The organism is Curtobacterium sp. MMLR14_002 (assembly GCF_001864975.1).
In the GTDB taxonomy this organism is placed as follows: Bacteria; Actinomycetota; Actinomycetes; order Actinomycetales; family Microbacteriaceae; genus Curtobacterium; species Curtobacterium flaccumfaciens.
The window spans coordinates 1-14,070 of record NZ_MJGT01000045.1 but is presented as its reverse complement, the minus strand read 5'-3'; the positions used below and the strand labels follow the sequence as shown (position 1 = coordinate 14,070).

16 protein-coding genes are annotated in these 14,070 nt (G+C 71.3%); 4 read left to right on the top strand and 12 right to left on the bottom strand.

Going from position 1 to position 14,070, the window contains the following annotated elements; all coding sequences use genetic code 11:
* Positions 1-150: 150 nt before the first annotated feature.
* A complete protein-coding gene (locus BIU91_RS03825) occupies positions 151-1,158 on the top strand; it encodes an SPFH domain-containing protein (RefSeq protein WP_152377666.1) in 1,008 nt (335 codons plus the stop codon).
* Positions 1,159-1,347: 189 nt separating this feature from the next.
* On the opposite strand, the gene BIU91_RS03820 is transcribed toward BIU91_RS03825, so the two are convergent.
* From BIU91_RS03820 to BIU91_RS03800, 5 genes are all read right to left on the bottom strand, one after another.
* Positions 1,348-2,616 carry a sugar ABC transporter permease gene (locus BIU91_RS03820; protein ID WP_071404281.1) on the bottom strand — a complete coding sequence of 423 codons (1,269 nt, stop codon included), beginning with the start codon at positions 2,614-2,616 and terminating at the stop codon, positions 1,348-1,350.
* Entirely contained in the window at positions 2,613-3,377 is a 765-nt protein-coding gene (locus BIU91_RS03815; protein ID WP_111038920.1) for an ATP-binding cassette domain-containing protein, read from the bottom strand. Before BIU91_RS03815 ends, BIU91_RS03820 begins: the two co-directional genes overlap by 4 nt.
* Positions 3,378-3,506: 129 nt before the next feature.
* A complete protein-coding gene (locus BIU91_RS03810; protein ID WP_071404280.1) occupies positions 3,507-4,622 on the bottom strand; it encodes a sugar ABC transporter substrate-binding protein in 1,116 nt (371 codons plus the stop codon).
* 196 nt (positions 4,623-4,818) lie between these two features.
* Positions 4,819-5,991, bottom strand: a complete 1,173-nt coding sequence (locus BIU91_RS03805) for an ROK family transcriptional regulator (protein WP_071404279.1) — start codon at positions 5,989-5,991, stop codon at positions 4,819-4,821.
* Between the two features lie 116 nt (positions 5,992-6,107).
* Positions 6,108-7,043 carry a 2-dehydropantoate 2-reductase N-terminal domain-containing protein gene (locus tag BIU91_RS03800; protein ID WP_071404278.1) on the bottom strand — a complete coding sequence of 312 codons (936 nt, stop codon included), beginning with the start codon at positions 7,041-7,043 and terminating at the stop codon, positions 6,108-6,110.
* 96 nt (positions 7,044-7,139) lie between these two features.
* On the opposite strand from BIU91_RS03800, the gene BIU91_RS03795 reads away from it, so the two are divergent.
* A complete protein-coding gene (locus BIU91_RS03795; RefSeq protein ID WP_084740523.1) occupies positions 7,140-7,706 on the top strand; it encodes a TetR/AcrR family transcriptional regulator in 567 nt (188 codons plus the stop codon).
* Positions 7,707-7,710: 4 nt separating this feature from the next.
* Here BIU91_RS03795 and BIU91_RS03790 read toward each other — a convergent pair whose 3' ends face one another.
* From BIU91_RS03790 to BIU91_RS03775, 4 genes are read right to left on the bottom strand one after another with little or no spacing between them, the layout of a single operon-like run.
* Positions 7,711-8,670 (bottom strand): hypothetical protein, encoded by a 960-nt coding sequence (locus tag BIU91_RS03790; protein WP_253183681.1) that lies wholly within the window; start codon positions 8,668-8,670, stop codon positions 7,711-7,713.
* On the bottom strand, positions 8,667-9,629 hold the full coding sequence (locus BIU91_RS03785) for an NAD-dependent epimerase/dehydratase family protein (RefSeq protein ID WP_071404277.1): 963 nt from the start codon (positions 9,627-9,629) through the stop codon (positions 8,667-8,669). Before BIU91_RS03785 ends, BIU91_RS03790 begins: the two co-directional genes overlap by 4 nt.
* A complete protein-coding gene (locus BIU91_RS03780; protein WP_071404276.1) occupies positions 9,626-10,273 on the bottom strand; it encodes a MerR family transcriptional regulator in 648 nt (215 codons plus the stop codon). Before BIU91_RS03780 ends, BIU91_RS03785 begins: the two co-directional genes overlap by 4 nt.
* 40 nt (positions 10,274-10,313) lie before the next feature.
* Positions 10,314-11,495: an epoxide hydrolase family protein gene (locus BIU91_RS03775; protein ID WP_071404275.1), complete on the bottom strand. Its 1,182-nt coding sequence runs from the start codon at positions 11,493-11,495 to the stop codon at positions 10,314-10,316.
* Positions 11,496-11,588: 93 nt separating this feature from the next.
* Between BIU91_RS03775 and BIU91_RS03770 the strand changes: the two genes are divergently transcribed.
* Positions 11,589-12,182, top strand: a complete 594-nt coding sequence (locus tag BIU91_RS03770) for a MarR family winged helix-turn-helix transcriptional regulator (RefSeq protein WP_071404274.1) — start codon at positions 11,589-11,591, stop codon at positions 12,180-12,182.
* Positions 12,179-13,099 (top strand): NmrA family NAD(P)-binding protein, encoded by a 921-nt coding sequence (locus BIU91_RS03765; protein ID WP_071404273.1) that lies wholly within the window; start codon positions 12,179-12,181, stop codon positions 13,097-13,099. The genes BIU91_RS03770 and BIU91_RS03765 overlap by 4 nt, the downstream gene beginning before the upstream one ends.
* Here BIU91_RS03765 and BIU91_RS03760 read toward each other — a convergent pair.
* The 3 genes from BIU91_RS03760 to BIU91_RS03750 all read right to left on the bottom strand — a co-directional run bounded on the left by BIU91_RS03760 (position 13,068) and on the right by BIU91_RS03750 (position 13,974).
* Entirely contained in the window at positions 13,068-13,376 is a 309-nt protein-coding gene (locus BIU91_RS03760; RefSeq protein WP_071404272.1) for a hypothetical protein, read from the bottom strand. The genes BIU91_RS03765 and BIU91_RS03760 overlap by 32 nt on opposite strands.
* Before the next feature lie 5 nt (positions 13,377-13,381).
* Positions 13,382-13,627: a hypothetical protein gene (locus BIU91_RS03755; RefSeq protein ID WP_071404271.1), complete on the bottom strand. Its 246-nt coding sequence runs from the start codon at positions 13,625-13,627 to the stop codon at positions 13,382-13,384.
* A gap of 74 nt (positions 13,628-13,701) precedes the next feature.
* Complete coding sequence (locus BIU91_RS03750) at positions 13,702-13,974, bottom strand: hypothetical protein (RefSeq protein WP_139196602.1); 273 nt, start codon at positions 13,972-13,974, stop codon at positions 13,702-13,704.
* Between the last annotated feature and the right edge of the window lie 96 nt (positions 13,975-14,070).

Here is a 14,070-nt window from a genome sequence, read left to right as displayed (position 1 = left end):
CACGTGTGCAACCTCGCACCAGACGGAACCGGCGCCAGGCGACCGGGGCGACACGGACGGCGCGCACCGCCCGCCACCACGCACCCCCGCGTCACCCGCACCCCTCCGGGTACGGCAGACTGCACGGACAAGCATCCAGGAGTGATCGTCATGTTCGTCGCCGCCATCGTCTTCCTCGTCATCGCGCTCGTCGCGCTCTTCTTCCGAACACGCACCTACTCCACCCCCGCACGACCGGCTACGCCCGGTCGCGAGGCACGTCCCGCCGTCCCGACCCGCCGCCCGAACCTCATCGCGACGTGGACCGCGGCCGCCGCCGGCGTCCTGTTCGTCGGGCTCACGCTCGGCAGCACCCTCTACGCGCAGGACACGGGCGAGTCGAAGGTCCAGGTGGACATCTCCGGCAACATCGTCGGCCAGACCACGGACTCCGGGTTCCACTTCAAGGCACCGTGGGCCACGCTCCACACGTTCAACATCCGGAACCAGACCGTCACCTACATCAACGCGGTGAACGGCTCCGACTCGGACAACAACGGCAACGTCCGCTCCGGCCCGTACGTCACGGTGCAGGACCAGGACGGCGTCTCGTCGAACGTCAGCCTGAACCTGCAGTACAGCATCGACGCGAAGTCGGTCACCGACATCTACCGGTCGTACAAGACCGAGGAGAACTTCAAGACGCAGTTCATCGGCAACTCGGTGCGCAGCGTCGTCCGCCAGGTGCCGAACGACTTCACCACCATCGAGCTCATCACCAAGCGCGGGACCGTCGAGAAGGCGATGATCCAGGCGCTCGAGACGCGATGGAAGGGCTCGGGCGTGCACGTCGACAACTTCGCCCTGCAGGAGATCACCCCGCCGAAGTCGGTCATCGACGCGTACGCCACCGCGCAGCAGGCCCAGATCCAGGTCACGAAGGAGCGCGCGCTCCTGGACGCCAAGAAGGTGCAGGCGCAGCAGCAGGTCGCCGAGGCGCAGGGTCAGGCCGACGCCAACGAGGTCCTCAACGAGCACCCGCTGTCCGACGCCGCGCTCAAGCAGCGCGAGATCGAGGCGCTCAAGAGCGCCGGCGACAACGGCTCCCTGATCGTCGTGCCGCAGGGCACCGACAACATCCTCAGCCTGCCGGGGACCTCGGGTTCGAAGAGCAAGTAGCGCGCGCCGAGACGCCGCCCAGTCGCCGAGACGCCTCCGTTTTCGGAGGCGTCTCGCGCACGGGGCGGCGTCGGGGGGAACACGACGGCGTCTTCCGGATCCGAGACGCGCGCCGAGACGGACGGGAGGCACGGTGCCAGCTGGCACCGTGCCTCCCGTCCGTCCGCGTGGCGGGGTCCAGGGCCCCGCTCAGGCCGCGCCGTGACTGGCGCGACTGCGCCGCGAGAGCGAGTCGATGATGACGGCCAGCAGCAGGACCGCGCCGGTGATCATGTAGCGGATCGACGAGTCGAGGCTCAGCAGGGTGAGCCCGTTCGAGATCGACTGGATCACGATGATGCCGAGCAGTGCCGACCAGGCGCTGCCTCGGCCACCGAACAGGCTGGTCCCGCCGATGACGGCTGCGGCGATCGCGTTGAGGTTCGTGTCACCGGCGCCGGACGACAGGCTCGCCGAGTTGAGGCGGGCTGCGGCGAGGATGCCGCCGACGGTGGCGAAGAGCGAGGTCAGCATGAACACCGAGATGTAGATGCGGTTCACCCGGATGCCGGAGCGCCGTGCGGCTTCGACGTTGCCGCCGACCGCGAAGACCGAGCGGCCCCAACGGGTGCGCTTCAGCACGAAGTTCATGAGCACGACCAGTACGATGAAGAACACGAACGAGGTGCCGGTGCCGAAGTCGCGCGACAGGTACCAGACCATCAGCGCGAGGCCGAGGAACAGGGCGACGGCCTTCACGATGGTCAGCGACATCGCCCCGGTCGACAGCCCGGCACGGCGGCGGCGGGCAGCGCGTCGGATCTCGGTGAAGAAGAGTCCGCCGGCGGCCAGGACGGCGAGCAGGTAGGCGAGCCACGGCGGCAGGTACGAGGCCGAGGCGAACTGCACGATCGGTGAGTCGTACGGCAGGTTGATCGAGCCGTTCGGGCCGAGGATGAGCAGCTGCAGCCCGAGGAACCCGAGCAGGCCGGCGAGCGTGATGACGAAGCTCGGCACCCCGAAGCGGGTGAACAGCAGGCCGTAGAGCAGACCGGCGGCGGCACCGACGGCCAGGGCGACGGTGAGCACGAGCCACAGCGGCCAGCCGAGCGTCGTGAGGCCCTGGCCGAGGATCGCGGCGGAGAGCCCGCTGACGCTGCCGACGGACAGGTCGATCTCGCCGAGCAGCAGCACGAGGACGATGCCGATCGCGATGGTGCCGACCGCGGCGCACTGCAGGGCGAGGTTGACCAGGTTCCCCGGGGACAGGAAGTCGGGGGAGAGCGCCTGGAACACCGCCCAGATGACGATGAGCCCGACGACCACCGGCAGCGAGCCGATGTCACCGCCGCGGACCCGTCGGACGAACGCCTTCGCGGCGCCGCCGATCCCCTGGTCGCGCAGGAGCCGCTCGTCCTGCAGGTCGGCCGCCGAGGGCGTCGGGGTCGCTGCGGTGAGGGTCTCGTCGGTCTTGCTCATGCGCTGGTCTCCTGCTCGGTGCGGGCGGCGGCGCGACGGGTGACGGCGTTGTCGGTGGCGCCGGTGATGGCCGCGATGATCTCCTCGTAGGAGACGTCGTCGATGCGGAACGTGCCGTTGTTGCGGCCGAGTCGCAGGACCGCGACCCGGTCGGCGACGGCCTGCACGTCCGCGAGGTTGTGGCTGATGAGCACGACGCCGAGGCCGCGCTCGCGCAGGCGTTCGACGAGGTTGAGGACCTCGGCGGTCTGCGCGACGCCGAGTGCGGCGGTGGGCTCGTCGAGGACGACCACCTGCGGGTCGCCGATCAGCGAGCGGGCGATCGCCACGGTCTGCCGCTGGCCACCGGACAGCGACGCGATCGGGATCCGCACCGAGGGGATCCGGGCGGCGAGCTGCTGGAGGAGCTCCCACGATCGGCGCTCCATCTCCTCTTCGTCGAGGAACGGGTGGGCGATCTCGCGACCGAGGAACAGGTTCGAGACCACGTCGAGGTTGTCGGCGAGGGCGAGGTCCTGGAACACCGTGGCGATGCCGAGGGTCTGGGCCGCGGCGGGGTTCGGGACGGTGACCTCGTCGCCGCCGAAGGTGATCGTGCCGCCGTCCGGTGTGTAGACCCCGGCGAGGATCTTCACGAACGTCGACTTGCCGGCGCCGTTGTCGCCGACGATGGCGACCACCTCGCCCGGGTAGACGTCGAAGTCGATGTCGCTGAGGGCCTGGACGGCGCCGAACCGCTTGGTGATCCCGCGCAGGGACATCACCGGGTCGGCGGAGGGGTGTGCTGCTGGTGACGCGTTGCTCACGGGTGTCGTGCTCACGGGTGTCGTCCTCGATCGGTGAGGCCCGCCCGGTCCGCAGTCGGACCGGGCGGGCAGAGGGGGTCGGACCTACTTGATGCCGGCGCTGTCGCAGGCTGCCTTGTACTGCGCGGTGCAGATCTTCGACACCTCGTACAGGCCGTCCTTGACCACCGTCGACTGGACGTTGTCCGTGGTGACGGCGACCGGGTCGAGCAGCGTCGACTGGACGCTGGCGCCGCCGGCGGTGTCGACGGTGGTGTCGCCCTTCGGGGTCTCACCCTTCGCGAACTGGATCGCCAGGTCGGCGGCCTTCGACGCCTCGGGCTTGAAGGCCTTGTAGACGGTCATGTACTGCTCACCGGCGAGGATCCGCTGGATGCCCGCGAGCGAGGCGTCCTGCCCGGTGACGGGCGGGAGCTCGGTGACGCCGGCCGACTTCAGGGCCGCGATGACGCCGCCGCCGGTGTCGTCGTTCGCCGCGTAGACGCCGGTGATCTTGTCCTTGCCGAGCTTGCTGATCTGGCCGGCTGCCCAGTCCTGCGCCTTGGCGGGGTCCCATCCGGGGGTGTCGTACTCGGCGAGCACCTCGTAGCCGCTGTCGTCGATGACCGAGTGTGCGCCCTTCTTGAACTGCGAGGCGTTGTTGTCGGTGGGGGAGCCGTTCACCATGATGATGCCCGAGCCCTCCGGGACCTTCTTCGCCTTGAGGGCGTCGACGAGTGCCTGGCCCTGCAGCTCACCGACCTTCTCGTTGTCGAACGAGATGTAGTAGCTCAGGTCGGGGCTGTTGATGAGCCGGTCGTAGGAGATCACCGGCACCTTCTTGGCCTTCGCCTGCTGGACGATGGACGCTGCGGCCTCGCCGTCGAACGGGTCGAGGACCAGGACCTTGACGCCCTGCGTGAGCATCGACTGGGCCTGCTGCAGCTGCTTCGACGCGTCGCCGTCGGCGTTCGCGTAGATGACCGAGCAGCCGCTGCACTGCTTCTTCACCTCGGCGGTGAAGAGCGGACGGTCGGCGCTGGCGTAACGGGCGGTGACGGAGTCGGGCAGGAGCAGGCCGATCTTGGCCTTCGACGCGTCCCCGCCGCCTCCGCCGGAACCGGTCCCGGCGTCCGCGCCGTTGGAACAGCCCGCCAGGGTGGTGATCGCGAGCAGCAGGGCGCTGACGCCCAGCATCGCTCGTGTGGTGGATTTCTTCATTGAAACGTCCTCCAACAGTGGACCGCCCCCATCGGCGGTGCCCTGAGTGTGACAGCGAGCGTTCTTGGCTGCAAGAGTTGAACGCAAGGACCGCGCGCCGTGACGAAAACGTTATTCGGAGGGCGCGGGGCGGCCAGGCCAGCGGCGGGGCGGCCACGTCGGCGGGCGCGTGGGGCCCGGCAGCGACCGTCTCCGCTCAGCGTGCGCGCGTCACGTCCACGGCCTCGATCGCCAGGGCCAGCGCGCCGGTCACCGATGCCTTCTCGCCGAGCTGCCCCTGCACCACGTCCGGCGTGCCGTCCACGTCGACGATCAGCGACGACTCGAGAGCCTGCCGCATCGGGCCGAGCAGGAGTTCCCCGGCACGCGCGAACTCGCCCGTGACCACCACCCGCTCCGGGTCGAGGACGTTGCACAGGCCCACCGCCGCCGAACCGATCGCGCGCCCGGCGTCGGCCACGGCACGCATGCAGACCTGGTCGCCGCCCATCGCCCGCAGGATCAGGTCCGCCAGCTTGAGGGTGCCGACCTCGTCGCGGACGCCCTCGAGCACCGCGGGCGCGCCGGCGATCGCCTCGAGGCACCCGCGGTTGCCGCACCGGCAGAGGGGTCCGTTCGGCAGGACGGGGGTGTGCCCGAACTCACCGGCGATGCCGTGGTGCCCACGGAACAGGTGTCCGCCCAGCACGAGTCCGGCACCGATGCCGTTGCCGACGTCGAGCGTCACCACGGTGTCTCGGCCACGGGCCGCCCCGCTCCGGTGTTCCGCCAGGGCGGCGAGGTTGGCCGAGTTGTCGACCTGCACGGGCTTGTCCATCCGCCGGGCGAGCGACTGGCCGAGCGCGACGCCGTCCCAACCCCGCAGGATCCCGCCGCGCGCCGTCATCCCGGTGCGGGCGTCGATCGGGGCGGCCACGGCCAAGCCGACGGCGAGCACCTCGTCCATCGACGACTCGATGGACTCCACCATGTCCAGCACGAGCAGCGCGGTCTTGTCGAGCTCGGCGTCGGCGCGGTGGTCGCGGGCCAGGGGCATGTGCCGCTCGGCGAGGACGGCGCCGTTCAGGTCCGACAGCGCGAGCCGCAGGTGCCGCGGCGAGACGTGCACCCCGGCGACCAGCCCGAGGCCGTGCGGCAGGGTCACGCGGAGCGCCCGACGGCCGCTCGACGTGCTCGGCGTCGCGTGCAGGGCACCGGTCGCGACGAGTTCCTTGACGATGTTCGAGACGGTCGCGGGGGAGAGTCCGGTCACCCCGGCGAGCTCGACCTGCGTCAGCCCGCCGTGCCGCTTCACCGCGCTGACGACCCGACCCCGGTTGGCTTCACGCAGTGAAGCTTGGTTCCCCGGACTGCGGCGCGGCTCTGACACGGGGACAGCGTAACGGGCGGGTCCGGAACGCTCGCCGTGACGGACTGGAGGCACGGTGCCAGCTGGCACCGCGCCTCCAGTCCGTGTGTGGTCGCGTCCACGGCCCGCACTGGTCGTCAGACGCGTCGCGCCGTCCGGTCGAGGCGCGGGGTCGGGATGCCCAGGGTGGCGGCGGTGCGCCGGACGTCTGCGAGGACCGCCAGGGGTTCGGCGGCGGTCGGGTCGTCGTGCGCGGCGAGGCTCGCCCGCGCGATCGGGACGAGCGCCGTGGCCGCGGCCACCACGGCGGCCGTCACCCCCGGGCGTCGGACGGGCAGGGTCGTGGAGCGGTGTCGGGAGAGGTCGACGCCCCGTGCCTCCAGGACCGGGAGGAGTTCGCGGCCGGTCAGGAACGCCTCGCGGAGCGCCTGCCGATCCCCGACCATCGTCGCCAGGCCACCGCTCTGCAGGGCCTGTGCGAACATGCCGGCGTCGAGCACGAAGTGCAGCCACAGCCATCCGCGGATGTCGTCCTCGTCCTGCACGGTGAACCCCGCCCGCTGGAACACCGACCGCACCAGCTCCCGCCGTTCCGGAGCCGTGCCGGTCGTCCCGAGCCGCACCGAACGGAGGACGGCGCCGTGCAGGACCCCGTCGGCGTCGAACCCGCCGCCGGCGCCCGGGAACCCGAACAGCACCCGGTCCGCGGCGAGCGGTGCGACCGCGGCGAGGGGTTCGTCCCACACGTTGCCGAGGACCAGCACCGTGGCGTCGCCGATGTGGGGTGCCAGGGTGGCGACGGCCTCCTGCAGTCGGTGGTGGCCGACGCTGAGGACGACGAGGTCGTACGCGTCGTCCGTGTCGACCGACTCGACCAGTCTCGTCGGCGACGTCGATCGGGTCCGCCGCCCCAGGGGTCCGCGGCGACCGTCGATGACGTCGGTCTGCACGCTGTCGCCGTACTCGGCAGCACGCCCCGGCCGCACCAGGTGGTCGACCTGGTGCCCGGAGTGCTGGAAGGCCTGGCCGTAGATCGTGGCGATGACGCCCCGGCCGAGCATGAGGATCCGCATCAGGCACCTGTCCGCTAGTCTGGAGACGATCTCCACTTGGAAGATATGGAGATTGTTTCCACTTGTCAAGGAGCGCCCGTGCCGGTCGAGGAACCCATGCCTGCCGAGAAGCCGATGCGCGCCGAGAAGCCGATGCGCGCCGATGCCCGTCGGAACCGCGACGCGATCGTTGCCGCTGCCCGGACGGCGTTCGAGCGTGACGAGCAGCTGCGATTCGACGACTTCGCCGGACGCGCGGGAGTCGGCGTCGGCACCCTCTACCGACACTTCCCGACACGCGAAGCGCTGGCGGCTGCGGTCTACCGGGGTGAGGTCGACGTCCTCTGCCGCCGTGCTCGTGACTCGACGCGACCAGCGGCCGAGAGCCTCGACGACTTCCTGCACGGGTTCGTGGAGTACGTGGTCGACCACGCGGGGCTCGCGCGCACCCTCGCCGCCGTCGTCGACGCCACCACGCAGGCCGAGGGCGGGGGAGACCTGGAGCGGACGCTCGCCGAGCTGATGGCGCGCGCTGCTGCCGACGGCACCATCCGGTCCGACGTCGCCCCCGGGACGGTGCTCATGCTGCTGCACGGCATCGGGGCTGGGATCGATCGCACCGGGTGGGCGACGGAAGCCCGTGCTGCCGCCGACCTGATCTCCCGAGGACTCCGGGCCGGCTGATCCGTCAGCGCGGTCGCACCACCGGAGTGGTGCGGGCACGGAGCAGGCGGGCACGAAGCAGCACGGCCGCGCTCGCAGTTGCGGCGAGCACGACGAGTGACCACGCCACCGTGCCCACCGCGCCGGCGGGGTGGACGACCGACTGTCCGATCGCGGCCTGCACGGTGAGGAGCACGGTACCCGCCGCCCACGCGACCGCGACGACGACCACGATCCGCACCTGCGTGGTCGGGTCCGCCAGCCACGGCAGGTGCCGACCGGCGGCGGCGACCAGGAGCGCCACCAGCGGGAGTACCTGCAGGGCGTGCATGCCGACGAAGTGGGCGACCCGGTAGTCGCCGCCGACGGTGCTCCATCCGAGCAGCGGCACCCCGGGTCCGCCGTCCGCGATCCCCACCGTGTGGGCGCCGACGATCCCGTCCGGGGCGGTGAGCTGGGTGGGGGTCGGGCCGGTCATGAGGAACGCGACCCCGATGCCGAGGAGCGCGATGACGGCACCGGCACGGACGGCGACCGTCAGTGCCGGGGTGGGCAGGCGGAGGAAGAACAGCGCGATCGAGGTGACGAAGGTGCAGAGGTAGAGCGTCGTGATCGCCACCGCCATCACCGCCCACACCACCACGTGCACGCTGTTCGACACGTTGAAGTGACTCGTCGTGCCGGTCGCGGCGGCCCACACGATGAGCACCTGTTCCACCACCAGGGCCACGGCGACCACGGTGCCGAGTCGGCGAGCCAGTGTCCCCCACTTCGGCAGGTGGGCGATGAGCCACGCCCACGTGACGGCGTAGAGCAGGATCGACAGCGAGAACTTCAGGGGCTTCATCCACGCCGGTGCTCCGAGGATGGTCCGGGGATCCACGACGAGTCCGACGAGGCAGACCGCGGTGGACACGACCATCAGGCCGGCCACGGCCATGAGTGCCGGGTGCCACGCGACCGCTCGGCGGACGGCGGCGATCACCGGGTCACGCTCCGGGCGTGCAGCAGGGCGGCGGCCACGACGTCGGCGGTGGGGGTCGGGTGCACGCCGAAGGTCTGCTCGAACGCCGACGAGTCGAAGACGTAGGGGTCGGTGTACTGGTACCGCAGCTCGAGCGTCTCGCGGGCGGACGTGTTGAACAGCGCACCGAAGCGCAGCGTGGCCGACGACATCACGGCCGTGCGAGCGGCGGGGACCCCGGCGAGCTCGACGTACTGCCGCCCCGTCAGCGCCGGGGCGGTCGGCAGGTGCCAGGTCCGGCCCGTCGCACGGCCGTCGGTGCCGAGGACCACGAGCGCGTCGCCGATGTCGGTCGTGGCGGTGAGGGAGTGCGGCTGGTCGGCGTCGAGCAGCCAGGTCGGCCGCTTGCCGGCGGCGATCCGATCGACGACGAACCCGTTGAACACGCTCGTCGTCGCCCCGGGGCCGGTGAAGTCGGCGCTCCGCCCGATGGTGACGGCCAGTCCGCGTTCGGCCGCGGTCCGCAGCAGCTCGAGGGAGGCCGCGCGCACCGCACCCTTCCGGCCGGAGGGGTTGATCGGGGTCGCCTCGGTCATCGGCCCGGACACGCGGCCGTAGGCGTAGACGTTGTCGAGGTACACCAGGTGGGTGCCCTCGGCCAGGGCTGCCTCGACGGTGTTGTCGACGATCCGCGGCCACTGGTCGGCCCAGACCCCCGACGAGTACGGCAGGCCGGCGACGAGGTACGCGACGTCGGAGCCGTGCAGTGCGCGGCGGACCGCGGTGGGGTCGAGCAGGTCGGCGATGACGTGGTCGGTGCGGGCGTCGGCGCTCTTGCTCTCGTTGTTGCCTGCCGTTGCTGGTGTCGACGGGCGCCGGCCGACGGACACGGCGGTGACGTCGTGCTCGCGGAGGGCTCGGAGCGTCTCGCGCCCGACGACACCGTTGCCGCCCAGGACGACGTGCAGCGGAGCGGTCATGCGCCGGCCTCGTCCGTCTCGGCGACGGGGAACAGGTCGTGGGTGGCGTCCTGCTGCGCCAGGCGCCGGAGTCCTGCGAAGAGCGGATCGCCGAGGACGGTCCCGATCACCATCAGCTCCGCCATCGCGGTCCGGCCGTCGCGGTCCTGCAGCGCGGCGACGTCGGCACGTGCCGCGCTCGCCGCTGCCGACACGTAGGCGTCGAGGTAGTCGTCCGGAGCGTCGAACCCGATGGTGCGCAGCCCGTCGAGCGCCCGGGCCGCGGTCTCGAGTCCCGGGTTGTCCGACGTCGCGCACCAGCCGGCGGCCGACACCCGTTCCTCGATCCGGGTACGGGCCTCCGGGGTCGCCTCGGGCTCGGGGGAGCGCGGGGTGGTCATCGCGTACTGGGCGACGGCGAAGACCTCGGCCAGCGGTGCGGTCTCGGCATCGAGCACGGCCAGGACCTGCTTCGTCACGGCGACCGAGAGCCCGCCGGTCTCCAGGAGTGCCCGGACGAGCCGGACCCGTTCGACGTGCCGGTCGTCGTAGGCGGTCTGGTTCGGCGCCGACTTCTCGCCGGGAGGCAGCAGGCCTTCGCGTTGGTAGTACTTGACGGCGGTGACCGGCGTGGACGCCGCTCGGGCAAGTTCAGATATTCGCACTATCGGAGAGTAGCGGTATCTACTAGCTGACCACAAGGCATCAGCGCAGGTTCCGGAACGTCGCACGGACGTCGTCGACGAGCAGCTCCGGCTGTTCGAGCATCGCGAAGTGCCCGCCGCGCGCCACCTCGTTGAAGAACACCAGGTCGGTGTACCGGCGCGCTGCCCAGCGGCGCGACCGGCGGACGTACTCGCCCGGCATGATGCTCAGGCCGACGGGCAGGGTCAGCGGCTCCTCGACGGTGCCCGGGGTGGCCCAGCCGGTCCGCGTCGCCTCCCAGTAGAGGCGCGCCGCGGACGCAGCGGTGTTCGGCAGCCAGTACAGCATGACGTCGTCGATGATCTCGTCGAGCGGGAAGAGCCGCTCGGCATCGCCGTGTTCGTCGTGGGAGCCGCCGACGTCCTGGAACATCGCGTAGATCCACGACGCCAGCCCGACGGGGGAGTCCGCCAACGAGTACCCGATGGTCTGCGGGCGGGTCGACATCTGCTGCGAGTAGGCCGACAGCTCCCGCCAGTAGTGGCCGCTCTCCTGCAGCATGACCTGCTCGTCGGGGGAGGCGTTCCGGGCTTCGTCGTCGGTCGGCATGAACAGCGCCATGTTGAGGTGGATCCCGGCGAGCCCGATGTCCCCGGCGGCCTGCAGTGCCGCGAGCTCCGCGGTGACGGTGGCGCCGAGGTCACCGCCCTGGGCGAACCAGTCCGTGTACCCGAGCCGGGACATCAGCACCGACCAGGCCCTCGCGGTCCGGGCGGTGTTCCACCCGGTCGTCGTCGGCTTCCCGGAGAAGCCGAACCCGGGCAGGCTCGGGATCACGACGTGGAACGCGTCCGCCGCGTCGCCGCCGTGCGCCACCGGGTCGGTGAGCGGACCGATCGCGTGGCGGAACTCCAGGACGGAACCGGGCCAGCCGTGGGTGAGCAGGAGCGGACGGGCACCGGGGACGGCGGACCGGACGTGCAGGAAGTGGACCTCGAGCCCGTCGATGTGGGTCGTGTGCTGGCCCCAGCCGTTCAGCAGTGCTTCGGTCCGGCGCCAGTCGTACTCCGTCGTCCAGTGTTCGACGAGGGCGCGGACCTTCTCGAGTCGGGGCCCCTGCGAGGTGTCCTCGACGGTCTCGGCATCGGGCCAGCGGGTGGTCAGGAGACGGCGGCGCAGGTCGTCGAGTTCCGCCTGGGGGACGTCGAGGGTGAACGGGGTGATGGCTGCGGTGTCCGACATGGGGTCCTCGAGTGCTCGGCGTCGCGACGGCTGTCCGTCTTGATCGCAGATGATCTTTGCACAAGACGATCTTGTTCCGGTACGGTCTCCGGTATGGACAGTCCGACGCCGACCGACGCACTCCCCGAGATCGACTGGGGTGCTGAGGGCATCGAATCCGAACTCGGGTGGGCGCTGCCGCTGGCGCTCCAGGGCTTCACGCGTTTGGGCAGCGAGGCGGTCGCCGACGTGCCGGGAGGTCCCCGTGGTTACCAGGTGCTCGTCGCGACCACGACCGAGGAGCCGTCGTCGCAACTCGGGCTCGCGCAGCGCCTCGGGATCGACAAGACCCAGATGACCTACATCGTCGACGCGCTCGAGGCGGGCGGGTTCGTCGAACGCCGCCCCGCCCCGACGGACCGGCGGGTGCGGCAGGTCCACCCCACCGACGCCGGCCGTGCCCTGCTCGCCCGGACGCGGTCCGCCCTGCGCGGCGCCGAGGGCGTGCTCATGCGGCACCTCGACGACGACGAGCAGACGACACTGCGCCGGCTGCTGGCCCGCGTCGCGCTCACCGCCGGGCTCGGCACCGCCGGACCGGACCAGGCGGACCCCACGTTCCAACACCCCCTCGCCGTCCCGGAGCGATCCCGACGGCGCACCGCGACGACCACGTCGACCACCACTGCAGTGAGGCCCCGCCCATGACCACCACCATCCTCGTCGCCGGCGCCACCGGCGACCTCGGGCACCGCATCGTCCGCGAGCTCACCCAGCACGACGTGCGGGTTCGGGTCCTCACCCGGCCAGGCAGCAGGACCGCCGCAGAACGCTTCGGCGACGACGCCCGTGTCGACGTCGTCGCCGCCGAGTACGGCGACCACGACGCCCTGACCCGGGCCGTGAGCGGCGCCGACGTCGTGGTCTCCGCCGTGAGCGGGACCCGCCCGGTGATCGTCGACGCCCAGCGCGCGCTGCTCGCGGCGACCGTGGCGGCGGGCGTCCCGCGGTTCATCCCGTCCGACTACTCGGCTGACTACCGGCGGATCGCACCCGGCACCAACCGCAACTTCGAGCTGCGGCGCGAGTTCGCCGCCGACCTCGATGCGGCCCCAGTGCAGGCGACCTCGATCCTGACCGGCATGTTCACCGACCTGCTGACCGGCGAGGCCCCGATGATCCTGTCCGGCCGTCGGCTCGTGCTGTTCTGGTCGTCGGCGGACCAGGTGCTCGACTTCACCACGAAGGACGACGTCGCCCGGGTCACGGCCCTCGCTGCCCTGGACGACGATGCTCCGCGGGTGATCGAGATGGCGGGTGACCAGGTCACCGCCCGCGACGTCGCACGCACCATGAGCGAGCTGACGGGGGAGCGCTTCCGGCTGCAGTGGGCCGGCACGACCGGGACCCTGTCCGCGATGAGCGCCGTCGGCAAGCGCCTGTCGAAGGACCCCGACGAGACGTTCCCGGCATGGCAGGGGATGCAGTACTTCGTGAGCATGTTCAGCGGGCAGGCGCAGCTGCACCACGTCGACAACGACCGCTACGGCGTGCAGTCGTGGACGAGCGTCCGTGACGTGCTCCGCGCACACCTCAGCGGACAGGGCCACCCGGCGACGGACTGACGGGCGCGGTGTGCGGTCGTCGGCGGCGGAGCAGGAACGCGAGACCGACGACGACGACCGGCACCAGCGCGAGCGCGGCGAGCCAGACGAGGACGTCCCACTCCGGTGAGAGCGGCACGCCGAGCGTGCTCGACGAGGTCCGCCAGACCTGGTCGCCGGGCCCCTCGTGCTCGTCCATCCCCGTGACCGGGAACAGCAGCGCCGTCACGATCGCCCAGCCGACCAGCACCACGACGGCGATCAGCGTCCACGGACGCGTAGCGGACGGGGCGGACATCTGTGTCACCGGACCGCAGTCCGCGAGCGCTCGGCCCGGGTGCCCCACCACCTGGCGACCAAGGTCGCGGCCCCCAGTGCAAGCCCGACCACGCCTGATCCGAGACACGGGACGAGGACGAGGCCGAGGCCGATGTTCGCGCCGCCGCCCTCCGGGCCGTAGGACGCGTCGTACATCAGCGCCCCGACGCCGAGGAACCCCACGGCGAGGAGCACGGTGCTGACCCAGTGGAGTGTGCGGGCTGTGGTCATGGCGGTTGTTCCCCTCGAGAGTGCGGTTGACGAATCCTCGCACGGCCGTTCGGCCGCACATTCCCGGAGCGGCATCAGTCCTTCGGCACGCGGCCAGACCGGACCGCCCGGACGATCTGCCACACGCAGACCGCGAGCACGACCGCGCCGGTGACAGCCGCGACCCACGTGCCGGCGACTCCGACCATCGGCGTGGTCGTGCAGGAGCTCGTGCCCGCTCCGGGGACGGCGTCGAGACACGTGGTCGTCTGGACCAGCAGCAACATCGACACCGTCACGGTGACGACCACCGCGATCGTGGCCCACCCCACCACTCGTTCCACCGTGCGCTCCGTCCTGTTCGCCATCGGTGGCTCAACCATGCCGTACGACGGGCCGGACCGGTGTCTCGATCCGGCAACGACTCAGTCGTGCCAACAGGCGGACAGGCGGACGGGAGGCCC